Raw genomic sequence first — 15,581 nt, forward strand, 5'->3', positions numbered from 1 at the left:
TGCCGCAACTCCGTGGCCGGACCCTCCCCCGGTGCCTACGATCACAGGATGACCGACACGGCGAGGACGGCCCGAGCCGGCGTTCCCGAGCGTCCAACCCTGGACGGGCTCGAGGAGAGCTGGGCACGCCACTGGCAGGAGGAGGGCACGTACGCGTTCGACCGCTCAAGGCAGCGCAAGGACGTGTACGCGATCGACACGCCACCGCCGACCGTATCGGGCGAGTTGCACATGGGGCACGTGTACTCGTACACGCACACCGACATCGTCGCGCGATACCAGCGGATGCGCGGCAAGGTGGTCTTCTACCCGATGGGCTGGGACGACAACGGCCTGCCCACCGAGCGTCGGGTGCAGAACGTGTACGGGGTGCGCTGCGATCCGGCGCTGGCGTACGACCCGGCGTGGCGGCCACCGACCGCCCCGGTCGACGATGCCGCGCGCCGCGACCCCACCCCGATCTCCCGGCGCAACTTCATCGAGCTGTGCGAACGACTGACCGTCACCGACGAGCAGGCCTTCGAGGCGCTGTGGCGGCGGCTCGGGCTCTCGGTGGACTGGTCGTTGACCTACACGACGATCGGCCGGATCGCCCGCACCACAAGTCAGCGGGCGTTCGTGCGCAACCTGCTGCGCGGCGAGGCGTACCAGTCGGAGGCGCCGACGCTCTGGGACGTCGGCTTCGCCACCGCCGTCGCCCAGGCGGAGTTGGAGGACCGGGAGCGCCCCGGCGCCTACCACCGGCTGCGGTTCGCCGGGCCGGGCGGGCGGGAGGTGCTCATCGACACCACCCGGCCCGAGCTGCTGCCGGCCTGCGTCGCGCTGGTCTGTCACCCCGACGACGAGCGGTACGCCGACCTGGTGGGTGCGACGGTGCGCAGCCCGCTGTTCGACGTCGAGGTGCCGGTGCGCGCCCATCCGCTCGCCGACCCGGGCAAGGGCACCGGTGTCGCGATGGTCTGCACGTTCGGCGACCTGAGCGACGTGACCTGGTGGCGGGATCTCGACCTCGACACCCGGGTGGTCATCGGCCGCGACGGTCGGCTGCTCGCGGAGCCGCCGGCCGGGGTGCCGGCACAGCCGTACGCGGCGCTGGCCGGGCAGACCGTCAACGGCGCCCGCCGGGAGATCGTCGGGATGCTGGCCGACACCGGTGACCTGATCGGCGACCCGCGCCCGATCACCCACCCGGTCAAGTTCTACGAGCGTGGCGACCGCCCACTGGAGATCGTCTCGACTCGACAGTGGTATCTGCGCAACGGCGGCCGGGACGCCGACCTGCGGGCCACGCTGCTCACCCGGGGCGGGGAGCTGCACTGGGTGCCGGCACACATGAAGCACCGCTACGACAACTGGGTGGGCGGCCTGACCGGAGACTGGCTGGTCAGTCGGCAGCGCTTCTTCGGGGTGCCGGTGCCGGTGTGGTACCGGCTCGACGACACTGGCGAGCCGGACTGGTCCCACCCTCTCACGCCGGACGAGTCCGCGCTGCCAGTCGACCCGTCCAGCGACCCGGCGCCCGGCTACGACGAGTCGCAGCGGGGCAAGCCGGGTGGCTTCATCGGTGACCCGGACGTGCTGGACACCTGGGCCACCTCGTCGCTGACCCCGCAGATCGTCGGTGGTTGGGAGACCGACCCGGAGCTGTTCGCACAGATCTTCCCGATGGACCTCCGCCCGCAGGGGCAGGAGATCATCCGGACCTGGCTCTTCGACACCGTGGTCCGTTCGCACTTCGAGCACGGGGTGCTGCCCTGGCGGGACACCGTGCTCTCGGGCTGGATCCTCGACCCGGACCACAAGAAGATGGCCAAGTCCAAGGGCAACGTGGTCACCCCGCTGGCGCTGTTGGAGCAGCACGGTTCGGACGCGGTGCGCTACTGGGCGGCCAGCGGCAAGCCCGGCATGGACCTGGCCTTCGACCCGGCGCAGATCAAGATCGGCCGCCGGCTGGCCACCAAACTACTCAACGCGTCCAAGTTCGTTCTCGGGCTGGGCGCGGCGGACGCGCTGCGCGCCCCGTACGACAACTCCAGTTCGGCGCGTCTGACGCCGCGCCGCGACCTGGAGCTGTCGGCGACCACCGCACTGGACCGGGCCATGCTCGCCGAGCTGACCACCGTGGTCACCGCCGCGAGCACCGCCCTCGCCGCGTACGACCACACCGCGGCGTTGCAGGCGACCGAGGCGTTCTTCTGGCGGTTCTGCGACGACTACATCGAGTTGGTCAAGGAGCGGGCGTACGGCACCGGGGCGGGCGCCGACTCGGCGCGGGCGGCGCTGGCCTCGGCGCTGTCGGTGCAGCTGCGGCTGTTCGCCCCGTTCCTGCCGTACGTGACCGAGGAGGTCTGGTCGTGGTGGCGGTACGGCTCGGTGCACCGTGCGCCGTGGCCCACCACCCACGAGGTGGCCCGGACGATCGAGGGGTCGGGTGAGCCGGCGTTGCTGCGGCTCGCCGGCGACGCGTTGAGCCAGGTGCGGCGGGCCAAGTCGGAGCGGAAGCTGTCGATGAAGGCGGAGGTGCCGCTGGCCGAGGCGCTCGGCCCGGCGGCGCTTCTGGAACAGCTCACCCTCGTCGCCGACGACCTGCGGGCGGCTGGCCGGATCGGCAAGCTCGACCTGCTCCCCGACCGCACCCCGGAGCTCGTCATCGCCTGCGCCTTCTGATCCGCGTCCGCCGCCGCCACCCCCCTCGGGCGGCGGCGGACGGGAGTCACCAGCCGCGCAGGAAGCGCAGCCCGAGCAGGATCGCGATCACGGAGGGCCCCACCAGCAGGGTGATCGCCTGGAGCCGGTACGGCATCCGGTGCCGGGTCAGCTCACCCGCGTTGCCCAGCACGATGGCCCCGGCCAGCATCAGGAACGCGCCCCACCAACCGGTCTCCAGGTCGATCACGTCCAGTCGGATCAGTTGCAGGGTCAGGCCGAGCAACGCGCCGGTCAGCGCGAGCAGGGCCACCGCCCGGTGCAGGCCGCGGGCCAGCGGGTGGGCCGCCCGCCAGCCGTAGGTGCCGGCGACCGCCAGGCAGGGCAGCACCACCATCAGCGGCCAACCCCGCCCCATCACGCCGAACATCAGCAGCGCACCCACGGTGAACACCAGGGTGCCGACGCAGGCGAGCAGGTAACCGCCGAAGGCCCGACCACCACCCCGGGCCAGCAACGGCCCGCCGCTGGCCGCCAGCAACGCGCCCGGGATCAGGATGAACACCGCCCACCAGTGGAACTGGCCGGTGCCCTGGGCGGCCGTGGCGACCGTGGCGCAGGCCAGCCCGGCGACCGCCAGGCTGGTCAACCACGGCCGGCTGCTCCGGGAGTACGGCTCAGCCAACGACGTTCGTTCCGCTTCGACGCTCACGCCCACCAGACTGGCCCGAAGCGGGGTAACCGGTCCATCCGGCCAGCCCTACCGCCGGAGGGTGGCTGGCCGGAACACCGCCGCACACCGGTCTCAGCTCGTCTCGCCGGCCACGCTGAACGACCGCAGACGATCGATGGCCAGCACGGTGAAGCCGACGCTGACCAGCGCGGTCATCACCGAGGCCACCGGCACCGAGACGGTGGTCTCCAACAGCCCGCTGGGGGCGAGGCGGTCGGCGAGGGCGATCACGTACTGCTGGATGGAGAGCACCTTGGTGCCGCTGACGAAGTTGCCCAGCAGCCCCTCCCAGATCAACACGTAGACCAGGCCGAGCAGCACCGGCCGCCTGGTGACCAGGCTGAGCGCGAGGAACAACGCCGAGTACGCCAGCGCGCCGAGCGCCGCCGCGAACGCCAGCGCCAGACCGAGGCGTACCGAATCGGCCAGCACCCCCGCGACGTAGAGCGGCACCGCGACGGTGGCCGCGCTGACCCCGGCGGCCACCGCGAGCTTCGGCAGCACGATCTGCCAACGCGGCAGCGGCTTGGTCAGGATGTGCACCACGGTGCCGTCGTCGATCTCGGCGCCCAACACGCCCGTGCCGATGATCAGCGCGACCACCGGCAGCACCACGGCCAGCCCGAGCCCGACGAGCACCGGCGGCCCCCACTCGCCCGGGTCCACGCCCAGGGACCGGCAGAGCACGGCCAGGCCGAGCAGCACCAACGGCAACGGGAGCAGCAGCAGGAACCGACGCCGGCCGAACAGCCCGCGTGCGGTGATCCAGGTAATTGTCGACATGTCAGGCCTCCACCAGGTAGGAGAAGACGCTCTCCAGAGACTCGTCGGACGGCACCAGCTGGCGCACCCGGATGCCTTGCTTGAGCGCGATCCGGGGCAGTGCCCGGGTGAAGGCGCCGTAGTCACCGGCCCGCACGGTCAGGCCCGTGGGGTCCAGCTCGACCCCACTGACCGACGGCTCGGCGATCAGCGCGACGGCCAGTGCCCGGTCGTTCGTCGACCGCACCGCGAACACGTGCGGACGGTTGGTCATCAACCGCCGGATGGTCCGGAAGTCGCCGGAGGCCGCCAACCGCCCGGCCACCATCACCTGCACCGTCCCGGAGACCTGCTCGACCTCCTCCAGGATGTGCGAGCTGAACAGGATGGTCCGGCCGGCGTCGCCGAGCGTGTGCAGCAGCTGCATCATGTGCAGCCGCTGACGCGGGTCCATCCCGTTGAACGGCTCGTCGAGCAGCAGCACCTGCGGGTCGTGCACCATCGCGGCGGCCACCCGGGCCCGCTGCCGCATGCCCTTGGAGTACGTGCCGATCCGGCGGTCCTGTGCCGACTCCAGCTCCACCAGGTCGATCGCCCGCCGGGCCGCCGCCGCCGGGTCGGCCAGCCGGTGCAGCTTCGCGCTGGCCAGCACGAACTCGTACGCGGTGAGGAAGCCCTGCACCGCCTCCCGTTCACTGACCAGCCCCAGCCGCCGGTAGACGTCGGGGTTGCGCCAGGTCGGCTGGTCGTCGAGGTTGACCGTGCCGCGCGACGGGGACAGGAAACCGGCCATCATGTGCAGCAGGGTGGTCTTGCCGGCGCCGTTCGGGCCGAGCAGGCCCGTCACGCCCGGCCCCAGGGCCATGCTGATGTCGTTGACCGCGACCACGTTGCCGTACCACCGGGACACCCCGGTCAGGCTCAGCGTGCTCATCAGGAGGCGACCTTCCGGTAGCGGACCAGCAGGAGGGCGGTCGCGCCGGCGACCAACAGCACCGCGGCCAGGGCGTAGACCGGGCCGAACCCGCCGATCGACAGGCCCGCCTCGCCCTCGTCGAAGAGGAGGTCGCCGAGCGCCCAGATGCCCGTCCCCCGCACCAGCGTGGTGGGTGAGGCCAGGCCGGCAAGTTCGTTGGCGGCACGCGACGGCAGGATGCTCAGCACCCCGACGATCGGGGTGGTCATCAGGAAGACCGCGACCACCCCACCGGCGGCGAAGGCACGCTTGCCGGTCAGCGAGGCGACCAGCAGCCCGATCGAGGCGAAGACCGCCGCCCACAGCCCGGCGTAGAGCAGCCCGGGCAGCAGGTCGAGCAGCTCGTTCCAGACCCCGCTCATCCCGTCCTTGGTGGTGAACGCGGCACCCAGGAACATCAGCAACTGTGGTCCGCCGAGCAGCAGCCAGAGCGCCGTGACAAGCGCCAGCAGCTTGGCCAGTGCGTAGTCGGTGCGTGGCAGCGGTCGGGAGAAGTACAGCGGCAGCACACCGCTGCGCAGGTCCCGGGAGACCAACTCGGGCGCGGCCACCGCGACGAAGAAGATGACAAGCCAGCTCATCGAGTCGGCGAACTGGGCGTACGTGGCGACCGGCTCGCCGATCTGGCTGCGGATGGCCGCGAGGGCCACCGCGACCAGGGAGACGATGCCGACCACCAGCCACGGGAAGATCTTGGCCTTGGCGCTGCGCCCGAACCCGAACACGGTACGCACCCCGTGCCCGTAGAGGGCGCCGAAGACCTGGCGGCGGCCCAGCCTCGGGCCCTCGTAGCGCTGGTAGCCGATGTCGTGGATGACGCCTGTCGGTGCGGGGCGCACGGCGGCTGCGGTCGGCTCAGGCATGGGAGAGCTCCCTCGTGGCGAAGAGTTCGGCCACCCGGTGCCGGCGCTGGTCCAGTCGGTGCAGTGGCAGGTCCAGTTCGGCGACCGCGCCGAGGATCAGGTCGTAGGTGGCGTCGTCCGCCAGTGGAACGAGGAGCAGTCGCCCGTCCCGTGCCACCGGCAGCTTGAGCTCGGCGAGCCGGGCGGCGAGCTCCTCGGTGCCCTCGCTGACCTCCACGGCGAGCACGTCGGTGGCCGACGTCATCGCGGAGATGTGGTCGGCGCGCAGCAGTTTGCCACCGTCGATGGCGATCAGCGTGTCGCAGATCCGCTCCACCTCGCCGAGCAGGTGCGAGCAGACCAGCACGGAGATGCCGAACTCGGTGCCGATCCGGTGCACCAGCGCCAGCATGGCGTCCCGGCCGGCCGGGTCCAGGCCGTTGGTCGGCTCGTCGAGCAGCAGCAGATCGGGGTCGTGCACCAGTGCCTGGGCCAGCTTGACGCGCTGCTTCATGCCTGTGGAGTAGCCGCCCACCGGGCGGTAACGCTCCTCGTAGAGCCCGACGTGCCGCAGGGCCTCCGAGGCTCGCTCGCGGGCGGCGGTGCGAGGTAGGCCGCTCATCCGGCCGAGGTGGGTGACCAGCTCGGCGGCGGACAGGTCGGGTGGGAGGCAGTCGTGCTCGGGCATGTAGCCGACGCGGGCACGAACCGCCGCCGGGTCGGCGGACGGGTCGATGCCGAGCACCGAGACCTGACCGCTGGTCGGGGGGATCAGGCCGAGCAGAATCTTGATCAACGTGGATTTTCCGGCGCCGTTCGCGCCCACCAGGCCGATGATCCCGGGCTCGACGGCGACGGTGAGGTCGGCGAGCGCGGTGACCCGACCTCCGTACGTCTTGGTGAGCGACTGGGTCGCGATCAGTGTCACGCTGCCAGCGTAGGGAGTCGACACCCGTCGCGAACAGCGGCTCGCCCCCCGTGCTCCCCTGATCCTTGCCCCGACGGACCCCTAGGGTGGGGCCCGTCAGGTCGATCCGAGGACGGCCGCCCACCGGAGTCGTGGAGTGGCGGCCTCGACCGATCGACGGTCGGCTGCGAAACTGTGTGCCGGTCGGCGAGTGGGGGGCGTGGATGAGCAACGGCTGGGTGCTGCCCGACGAGGTGCTGCGGGACGCGCCGGCGTACACGCCGCGTCCCGGTGAGCTGGCTGATCTTGAGCTGCTGCTGACCGGTGCGTACGCCCCACTGAGCGGTTTCATGACCCGCGCCGACCTGGTGTCGGTCAGCCGGCGGGGCCAACTGGCCGACGGCACACCGTGGCAGGTCGCGGTGACCCTCCAGGTGCCGGCCGCGCTGGCCCAGGGCTTCGATCCGCACGACCCGGCCCGCCGGGCGCTGGTGCTGACCGACGGCGAGGGCGCACCGGTGGCGGCCCTGGACGTGGCCGACGTCTGGCCGGTACGCGAGGGCGTGGCCGGGGTGGGCGGCCAGGTCCGTCGACTCGGCGACGGTGGGCACGGCCCGTTCCAGCGTCTGCGCCGCAGCCCGGAGGAGGTCCGCGCGCTGCTGCCACCGGGCCGGGTGCTCGGAGTCATCGCCGACCGACCGCTGCACCGTCCACAACTCGCGCAGATCGCCCACGCCGCCCGCACCCTGGCCGCGCACCTGCTCGTGATGATCCCGGTCGGTGAGGGTGGCGTCGGTGGGCTCCCGCCGGAGGCACTGGTCCGCACGATCTTCGCCGCCCGGGACCGGATGCCGCCGGCCACCGTGATCGCGGTGCCGCTGTCGCACCGACGGGAGGAGATCAGCGACGCGTTGCTGCGCGCCCGGGTCTCCGCCGCGTACGGGGTCACCCACCTGCTCTCCACCGGCGAGATGCTCTCCGGTGCCGGGCTGCGGGTGCTGGTGCCGCGCGAGCTCGCGTACGACAACCGGGACGGGCAGTGGCGCTGGCGGGAGGACATCCCACCGCGCAACCGTCGGCTCGCGCTGACCCAGCAGGAGATCGACGACCTGCTCGACCGGGGTTTTCCCCTGCCGGAGTGGCACACCCCGCCGGCCGTGGCGAGGGAGTTGGCCCGGGCCCGGCCACCGCGTCGGCACCGCGGGCTGGTGGTCTTCCTGACCGGGTTCTCCGGCTCCGGCAAGTCGACGATCGCCCGCGGGCTGGCCGACGCGTTGCGGGAGAGCGGCGACCGCACGGTGACCCTGCTCGACGGGGACGTGGTGCGCCGGGAGCTCACCGCAGGGCTGGGCTTCAGCAAGGCCGACCGGGACACCAACGTCCGGCGGATCGGGTGGGCGGCCGCCGAGATCGCCCGGCATCGGGGGGTGGCCATCTGCTGCCCGATCGCCCCGTACGCGGCGGCCCGCGCCACCGCCCGCGAGATGGCCCTGACGGCCGGGGCGGGCTTCGTGCTGGTGCACGTCGCCACTCCGCTGGAGGTGTGTGAGCGCCGGGACCGCAAGGGCCTGTACGCGCGGGCGCGTGCCGGCCTGCTCACCGGGATGACCGGCATCGACGACCCGTACGAGGAGCCGACCGACGCCGACCTGGTGCTGGACACCACAGATCTCAGCATCCCGGACGCGGTGCAGGCCGTGCTGCACCACCTGACCGAGACCGGTTGGGTGGAACTGAAGATCGCTGCCACCTGAGTCGTTTCCGTGGCCCCCGTTCGGCCTTCGCTCACTACGCGCTAGTGTTCGTCTTTGTTGGAACACGTTTGACCGCGTGAGAGTCGGGGACCCCCAGGGGAGGCACGGCGAATGCTCGCTCCGCAGCGGCAGGCGGCCATCCTGGAGCGGGTCCGGTCCACCGGCGGCGTCCGGGTCACCGAGTTGGCCGGCGAGTTCGGTGTCTCCGACATGACGATCCGCCGTGATCTGGAGGCGCTGCAGGAGCGTGGCCTGCTGGCCAAGGTGCACGGCGGCGCCACGACGGCCGGGCCGAGTTCGACAGACGAACCGGGCTTTCACGCCAAGTCGGTCCGCCAACTGGCGGAGAAGGCCGCCATCGCGGACCGGGCCGCCCACCTGGTCCGGCCGGGCGCGGCGGTCGCGCTCTCCGCCGGCACCACCACCGCCGAGCTGGCCCGCAGGCTGGTGGACGTGCCCGGCCTGACCGTGGTGACCAACTCGCTGCCGGTGGCCGAGATCCTGCACGCCGCGGGTCGACCGGACCAGACGGTGGTGCTCACCGGGGGCGTACGCACGCCGTCGGACGCGCTTGTCGGCCCGCTCGCGGTCGGGGCCATCCGGTCGCTGCACCTGGATCTGCTCTTCCTGGGCGTCCACGGCATCACCGAACGGACCGGGTTCACCACCCCGAACCTGATGGAGGCCGAGACCGACCGGGCACTGGTGGCCGCGGCGGACCGGTTGGTGGTGCTCGCCGACCACACCAAGTGGGGCACGGTGGGCATCTCCTCGATCGTCGAGCTGGCAGCAGCACACGTACTGGTCAGCGACGACCGGTTGCCTCCGCCCGCACGACGGGTACTCGGCGAACACGTGGGCGAATTGATCATGGTAGAAGCGACAGGGGCGGGCTGCGCGACGCGCACGCCGACGAGTGAGGGGGCGGCGCAGTGAAACGCACCGCGATCGACCTGGCCGACGGCCGGGAGCTGATCTACTTCGACGAACGCGACGACGCCGTCCGCGACCAGCCGGACCGCCGCGACCTGCCGCCGCCGCCCCCCGCGTCCCAGCTGCGCTACGACCCGCTCACCGACGAGTGGGTGGCGGTGGCCGTGCACCGGCAGACCCGTACCTTCCTCCCGCCGGCGAACGAGTGCCCCCTCGACCCGTCGGTGGGTGACCGGCTGACCGAGGTCCCCGCGCCCGACTACGACGTGGTGGTCTTCGAGAACCGGTTCCCGTCGCTCAGCGGACGGGTGGTGGACGAGCCCGGCGAGATCACCCCGTTCACCCCTGTTCGACCGGGTGTCGGCCGTTGCGAGGTGGTCTGCTTCACCTCGGACCACAACGCATCCTTCGCCAGCCTGCCGCCGCGTCGGGTGCGCACCGTCCTGGACGCGCTCGCCGACCGCACCGAGGTGCTCGGCGAGCTGCCCGGCGTGGAGCAGATCTTCTGCTTCGAGAACCGGGGCGTCGAGATCGGCGTCACGCTGCACCACCCGCACGGGCAGATCTACGCGTACCCCTTCGTGACGCCGCGCACCCGCGCGCTGCTGGCCGCGGCACGCCGGCACGCGGAACGGACCGGCGGGGGCAACCTGTACGCGGACGTGCTGGCCGCCGAGCGCACCACCGGCGACCGGGTGGTCACCGAGAACGAGCACTGGACGGCGTTCGTCCCGGCGGCCGCCCGCTGGCCGTTCGAGGTGCACGTCGCGCCCCACCGGCTGGTACCGGACATTCCGGCGCTCAGCGACAGCGAGCGGGACGCCTTCGGACCGCTCTACCTGGATCTGCTGCGCCGATTCGACGGCCTGTTCGACATGCCGATGCCGTACATCTCGGCCTGGCACCAGGCTCCGGTGCGCATCGACCGCGACCTGGGCTACCTGCACCTACAACTGTTCAGCATCCGGCGGGCCACGGACAAGCTGAAGTATCTGGCGGGCTCCGAGTCCGGGATGGGTGTCTTCATCAACGACATCGCCCCCGAGCGCGCCGCCGACCTGCTGCGCACCGTCTGAGTCGCGCTGCTGCGCGGCGGGGCCTTCGCGAAAACAGGGCGCGGGGGGCCCGGGACAGGGCCCCCCGCAGGGAAGGGACGGCTGGCTGTGCACGGCACAGCCGGGAAGGCTGGCTGATCGGCGCACGGGTGCCGCGGGTCGACCGTGGTCAACCTTCCTCGGACGCGACTGGCATCTCGTCCATCCTGGTCAACGAGGCGCGCCGACAGCAGTGACGCCGACCGGCGCGTCAGCCCCGGACACGCCGAAGCCCGCCGGCGGAGAGGCCGGCGGGCTCCGATGACGCGGTACGCCTGGATCAGGCGGCGATCTTGCGGGCCAGGTTCTCGTCGAGCGCGTTCATGAACTCGTCGGTGGTCAGCCACGGGGCGTCGCGCGAGATGAGCAGCGCGAGGTCCTTGGTCATCTGGCCGCCCTCGACGGTGTCGACGATGACCTGCTCCAGGGTGTTGGCGAACTCGGTGACCGCCGGGGTGCCGTCCAGCTTGCCCCGGTGGGCCAGGCCCCGGGTCCAGGCGTAGATCGACGCGATCGGGTTGGTCGAGGTCTTCTCGCCCTTTTGGTACTGCCGGTAGTGCCGGGTGACAGTGCCGTGCGCGGCCTCGGCCTCGACGGTCCGGCCGTCCGGGGAGAGCAGCACCGAGGTCATCAGACCCAGCGAGCCGAAGCCCTGCGCCACGGTGTCGGACTGCACGTCACCGTCGTAGTTCTTGCAGGCCCAGACGTAGCCACCCTCCCACTTGAGCGCGGCGGCGACCATGTCGTCGATGAGCCGGTGCTCGTAGGTGATGCCGGCGGCGTCGAACTCGGCCTTGAACTCGGCGTCGAACACCTCGGCGAAGATGTCCTTGAACCGGCCGTCGTACGCCTTGAGGATGGTGTTCTTGGTGGACAGGTAGACCGGGTAGTTGCGGTCCAGCCCGTACCGGAACGAGGCCCGGGCGAAGTCCCGGATCGACTCGTCGTAGTTGTACATGCCCATGGCGATGCCGCCGCCGGGGAAGTTGGCGACCTCCATCTCCATCGGCGCGCCGCCGTCGGCCGGGGTGTAGGTGATGGTCACCGTGCCCGGGCCGGGGACGACGAAGTCGGTGGCCTTGTACTGGTCACCGTGGGCGTGCCGGCCGATGATGATCGGCTTGGTCCAGCCGGGGACCAGCCGCGGCACGTTGGACATGATGATCGGCTCGCGGAAGACGACGCCGCCGAGGATGTTGCGGATGGTGCCGTTGGGCGACCGCCACATCTTCTTCAGGCCGAACTCCTCCACCCGGGCCTCGTCCGGGGTGATGGTCGCGCACTTGACGCCGACGCCGTGCTCCTTGATGGCGTTGGCGGCGTCGATCGTGACCTGGTCGTCGGTCTCGTCGCGGTGCTGGATCGACAGGTCGTAGTAGTGCAGGTCGACGTCGAGGTAGGGCAGGATCAGCTGCTCCCGGATCTGCTTCCAGATGATCCGGGTCATCTCGTCGCCGTCGAGCTCCACGACCGGGTTGTTTACCTTGATCTTCGCCATCGGCCGGCGCTCCTCTCGGGGGACACGTGCTCAAGCAGTACGAGCGTACTGCAATTGGGCCGGCAGCCCTCAGCCGGCCTCGACCGGCCGACCGAAACCGAGCTGCGCGGAACAGGAATGCCCTGGAATCATCGTCCGATGCCACTGAACCGCACCCTCGGGTCTATCACGGTCACCGCACTCACCGACGGTGCGGGTGCCTTCTTCCAGCCCCGCGCGGAGGCGTTTCCGCAGGCCACGCCGGCGCACTGGGCGGAGGCCGACCGTCGCGACCCTGGCTCGGTGACCGCCGACGGGCAGTGGTGGCTGCCGTTCCGCAGCTTCGCGATCCGCGCCGGCGACGGGCCGGTCACGCTGGTAGACGCCGGGATCGGCCCAACCGACGCACCCGCCGCGAGCTGGGCGCCCGTTCCGGGGCGGATGCCCGCCGAGCTGGCCGCCGCGGGCATCGACCCCGCCGATGTCGACACTGTCGTCCTGACCCACCTACACAGCGACCACATCGGCTGGGCGGTCACCGGCACGCCGGGGCAGCCGTACTTCCCGAACGCGAGCTACCTGCTGCAGCGCGCCGAACTCGACGCGGCGGCGACGCTCAATCCCAGGCTCCCGGCCGGCCTCATCGCGCCCCTGCGCGCCGCCGGCCAGCTCCGGGTGGTCGACGGCGAGACCGCCCTCACCCCAGCGGTACGTCTGCTGCCCGCCCCGGGCCACACGCCCGGCCACCAGTCGGTGCTCCTGACCTCGGCCGACGAACGGATGCTGCTCACCGGGGACCTGCTGGTGCACATCGTGCAACTCGTCGACCCCGACCTGGCGTACGCCCATGAGGAAGACCCGGAGCAAGCCCGCACCTCCCGGCTGACGGCCCTGCGCACCCACTCCCCCACCGTCCTGGCGACCCCCCACCTCGCCACCCCCTTCACGTCCCACCCCGACCCCCGTTGACCACCCGTCGGCCGGTCAAGATTCCCCTCGATCCTGGATGTAGGGGCAACCCCAGCCCAGGAGACCACTACAACCAGGATCGAGCGCGATCTCGACCAAAGGTCCCCGCAACATCAGCGAAAGCGCTGCCTCCGGAGCGGCAGACGGGCCGGCGGGGTTCGGGTTGGGGCTGGACGGCGAAGGGCGCGCCGGGTTGCCGGCGCGCCCTTCGTGACAGCGGTGGTTCGGGAGGGGGAACTACATGCTGGAGATGTCGCCCTGCTTGGCGCGGACGGCTTCGGCGGCCTCCAGGAGGCTGGCGCGCTCGTCGGCGTCCAGGTCGGTCTCGACGACCCGCTTGACGCCCTCGGCGCCGATCTCCGCCTCGACGCCGAGGTAGACACCGGAGATGCCGTACTCGCCGTCGACCCAGGCGCAGACCGGCATGACCTCGCCGGAGTCCTCGGCGACGGCCTTCGCCATCCGGGCGGCGGCGGCGGACGGGGCGTAGTACGCCGAACCGGTCTTGAGCAGCGCGACCACCTCGGCGCCACCGTTGCGGGTCTTGACGACCAGCTCCTCGATCTGCTCGGCCGGCATCGCGTCGCGCAGCGGCTTGCCGTTGACGGTGCTCTTCGAGGGCACCGGGACCATGGTGTCGCCGTGCGAGCCCAGGGTCAGGGTGCGTACCGACGCGACCGGCACGTTCAGTGCCTCGGCGACGAAGTTGCTGAACCGGGCAGTGTCCAGCATGCCGGCCTGGCCGAGGACCCGGTTCTTCGGGAACTGGGTGGCGAGCTGCGCCAGGGCGGTCATCTCGTCCAGCGGGTTGGAGACCACGATGACGACGGCGCTCGGCGCGTACTTGGCGACGTTCTCGGCGACCTGACGGACGATCTTGGCGTTGGTCTCCAGCAGGTCCATCCGGCTCATGCCGGGCTTGCGCGGCAGACCAGCGGTGATCACCACGACGTCGGAGCCCTCGATGGCCTCGTAGCCCTCACCGTTGGCACCGGTGGTCACACCGACCACCTTGGTCTCGAAGCCCTCGATGGCCCGCGACTGGTTGAGGTCGAGTGCGAGACCCGCGGGCTTGCCCTCCACGATGTCGGTGATCACTACGGTGTCGAAGACGTCGTACTCGGCCAGGCGCTGTGCGGTGGTGGAGCCGTAGAAGCCAGCCCCGACGACAGTGACCTTCTTACCCATGGTCGTCCCACTCCCTGATACCAGTCGGTTTTCCGGACCGTATCAGTCATCCTGGCACCCATCCGGCCAGGGGCGGCGGCCATCGCCGGGATGGGGCGAACGTCACCGCAGTCCTGGTTCGACACCGGACGGGCGAGTCAGCCGCGCTCGGCGCGCTCCACGACGTTGGTGAGCAGCATGGCCCGGGTCATCGGGCCCACGCCGCCCGGCATGGGGACCAACGCGCCGGCCGTCTCGGCCACCTCCGGGTCCACGTCACCGGTGTAGCGGCCCTTGCCGTCCGCGCCGATCACGCGGGTGATGCCGACGTCGACCACGACCGCGCCCGGGTTGATCATGTCGGCGGTGAGCAGGCCCGGTACGCCGGCCGCGACGATGACGATGTCGGCGGCGCGGGTGTGCGAGGCGAGGTCGAGGGTGCCGGTGTGGCAGAGGGTGACGGTGGCGTTCTCGCTGCGGCGGGTGAGCAGCAGGCCGAGCGGCCGGCCGACGGTGTTGCCCCGGCCGACCACGGCGACGGTGGCGCCGCGCAGGGCCACGTCGTGCCGACGGAGCAACTCGACGATGCCACGTGGGGTGCAGGGCAGCGGGCCGTCGTAGCCGAGCACGAGCCGGCCCAGGTTGACCGGGTGCAGACCGTCGGCGTCCTTGTCCGGGTCGATCAACTCCAGCACCCGCTGGGTGTCGAGGTGGGCCGGCAGCGGCAGTTGGACGATGTAGCCGTGGCACGCCGGGTCGGCGTTCAGCTCGGCCAGCACGTCGTCGACCTGCTGCTGGGTGGCGTCGGCCGGCAACTCGCGGCGGATCGAGGCGATGCCGACCTCGGCGCAGTCGCGGTGCTTGCCGTTGACGTACGCCTGGCTGCCCGGGTCCGCCCCGACCAGGACCGTGCCGAGCCCGGGGGTGATGCCGCGTTCCGCGAGTGCCTTGACCCGTATCCGCAGCTCGTCCTTGATCTCCGCCGCGGTTGCCTTGCCGTCCAGAAGCGTCGCCGTCACGACCAGATCGTCTCACGGCCATCGCCCACCGTTCGGACGACCTCGCTTGAGCGGTCGCCACCACCTGGTCGCCCTCAACCGCGCGTGACGTTCCGTGACGTGGCATTAGTCACTCTCAGTCACTGGCTGTGGATTCGGTCACCGGCGAACCAGACACGCCGCTGCGGCGAGGCCGAGACCGGACGACTGGCCGAGAGGGTGCCAGCACAGCCGAGGCTGGCACAGCGTGCGCGCGGAACGAGCGAATATGTGCAGCCAGAGGGCACTTAGGTCGAATTCTGCTAGCAGAAAAGCCGGTCCCC

The 15,581-nt window shown here is 71.3% G+C and carries 13 protein-coding genes; 5 read left to right on the forward strand and 8 right to left on the reverse strand.

Translation table 11 applies throughout. The annotated features are described in order from the left end of the window. Positions 1 to 48 precede the first annotated feature (48 nt). Positions 49 to 2,667 (forward strand): valine--tRNA ligase, encoded by a 2,619-nt coding sequence (valS, locus tag ACGFIQ_RS12290; RefSeq protein ID WP_393242954.1) that lies wholly within the window; start codon positions 49 to 51, stop codon positions 2,665 to 2,667. A 46-nt stretch (positions 2,668 to 2,713) separates the two neighbouring features. Here the strand turns inward: valS and ACGFIQ_RS12295 are convergent, their stop codons facing one another. The 5 genes from ACGFIQ_RS12295 to ACGFIQ_RS12315 all read right to left on the reverse strand — a co-directional run bounded on the left by ACGFIQ_RS12295 (position 2,714) and on the right by ACGFIQ_RS12315 (position 6,887). Next, a complete protein-coding gene (locus tag ACGFIQ_RS12295; RefSeq protein WP_393242956.1) occupies positions 2,714 to 3,358 on the reverse strand; it encodes a hypothetical protein in 645 nt (214 codons plus the stop codon). Positions 3,359 to 3,451: 93 nt separating this feature from the next. Beyond that, the gene (locus ACGFIQ_RS12300) at positions 3,452 to 4,162 is read right to left on the reverse strand and encodes an ABC transporter permease subunit (RefSeq protein WP_357067703.1); all 711 of its coding nucleotides are present in this window, start codon (positions 4,160 to 4,162) and stop codon (positions 3,452 to 3,454) included. A 1-nt stretch (position 4,163) separates the two neighbouring features. Further along, positions 4,164 to 5,075: an ABC transporter ATP-binding protein gene (locus ACGFIQ_RS12305; protein WP_393242958.1), complete on the reverse strand. Its 912-nt coding sequence runs from the start codon at positions 5,073 to 5,075 to the stop codon at positions 4,164 to 4,166. Then, positions 5,075 to 5,980 carry an ABC transporter permease gene (locus ACGFIQ_RS12310; protein WP_393242960.1) on the reverse strand — a complete coding sequence of 302 codons (906 nt, stop codon included), beginning with the start codon at positions 5,978 to 5,980 and terminating at the stop codon, positions 5,075 to 5,077. Before ACGFIQ_RS12310 ends, ACGFIQ_RS12305 begins: the two co-directional genes overlap by 1 nt. Continuing rightward, on the reverse strand, positions 5,973 to 6,887 hold the full coding sequence (locus ACGFIQ_RS12315; RefSeq protein WP_357067697.1) for an ABC transporter ATP-binding protein: 915 nt from the start codon (positions 6,885 to 6,887) through the stop codon (positions 5,973 to 5,975). The genes ACGFIQ_RS12310 and ACGFIQ_RS12315 overlap by 8 nt, the downstream gene beginning before the upstream one ends. Positions 6,888 to 7,090: 203 nt before the next feature. Here ACGFIQ_RS12315 and cysC point away from each other — a divergent pair, with 203 nt between their 5' ends. From cysC to galT, 3 genes are all read left to right on the forward strand, one after another. Next, complete coding sequence (gene cysC / locus ACGFIQ_RS12320) at positions 7,091 to 8,620, forward strand: adenylyl-sulfate kinase (RefSeq protein WP_393242962.1); 1,530 nt, start codon at positions 7,091 to 7,093, stop codon at positions 8,618 to 8,620. Between the two features lie 111 nt (positions 8,621 to 8,731). Beyond that, positions 8,732 to 9,556: a DeoR/GlpR family DNA-binding transcription regulator gene (locus ACGFIQ_RS12325; protein ID WP_393242964.1), complete on the forward strand. Its 825-nt coding sequence runs from the start codon at positions 8,732 to 8,734 to the stop codon at positions 9,554 to 9,556. After that, positions 9,553 to 10,629 carry a galactose-1-phosphate uridylyltransferase gene (gene galT, locus ACGFIQ_RS12330; RefSeq protein ID WP_393242966.1) on the forward strand — a complete coding sequence of 359 codons (1,077 nt, stop codon included), beginning with the start codon at positions 9,553 to 9,555 and terminating at the stop codon, positions 10,627 to 10,629. Before ACGFIQ_RS12325 ends, galT begins: the two co-directional genes overlap by 4 nt. Positions 10,630 to 10,927: 298 nt before the next feature. Here galT and ACGFIQ_RS12335 read toward each other — a convergent pair whose 3' ends face one another. Further along, the gene (locus ACGFIQ_RS12335) at positions 10,928 to 12,145 is read right to left on the reverse strand and encodes an NADP-dependent isocitrate dehydrogenase (protein ID WP_393242968.1); all 1,218 of its coding nucleotides are present in this window, start codon (positions 12,143 to 12,145) and stop codon (positions 10,928 to 10,930) included. Between the two features lie 138 nt (positions 12,146 to 12,283). On the opposite strand from ACGFIQ_RS12335, the gene ACGFIQ_RS12340 reads away from it, so the two are divergent. After that, complete coding sequence (locus ACGFIQ_RS12340) at positions 12,284 to 13,093, forward strand: MBL fold metallo-hydrolase (protein ID WP_393242969.1); 810 nt, start codon at positions 12,284 to 12,286, stop codon at positions 13,091 to 13,093. A 237-nt stretch (positions 13,094 to 13,330) separates the two neighbouring features. On the opposite strand, the gene ACGFIQ_RS12345 is transcribed toward ACGFIQ_RS12340, so the two are convergent. Further along, on the reverse strand, positions 13,331 to 14,281 hold the full coding sequence (locus tag ACGFIQ_RS12345) for a malate dehydrogenase (protein ID WP_393242971.1): 951 nt from the start codon (positions 14,279 to 14,281) through the stop codon (positions 13,331 to 13,333). Positions 14,282 to 14,418: 137 nt separating this feature from the next. Continuing rightward, the gene (locus tag ACGFIQ_RS12350) at positions 14,419 to 15,279 is read right to left on the reverse strand and encodes a bifunctional methylenetetrahydrofolate dehydrogenase/methenyltetrahydrofolate cyclohydrolase (RefSeq protein WP_088950132.1); all 861 of its coding nucleotides are present in this window, start codon (positions 15,277 to 15,279) and stop codon (positions 14,419 to 14,421) included. Positions 15,280 to 15,581: the final 302 nt, after the last annotated feature.

Source organism: Micromonospora sp. NPDC048898 (assembly GCF_043198035.1).
Taxonomy (GTDB): domain Bacteria; phylum Actinomycetota; class Actinomycetes; order Mycobacteriales; family Micromonosporaceae; genus Micromonospora.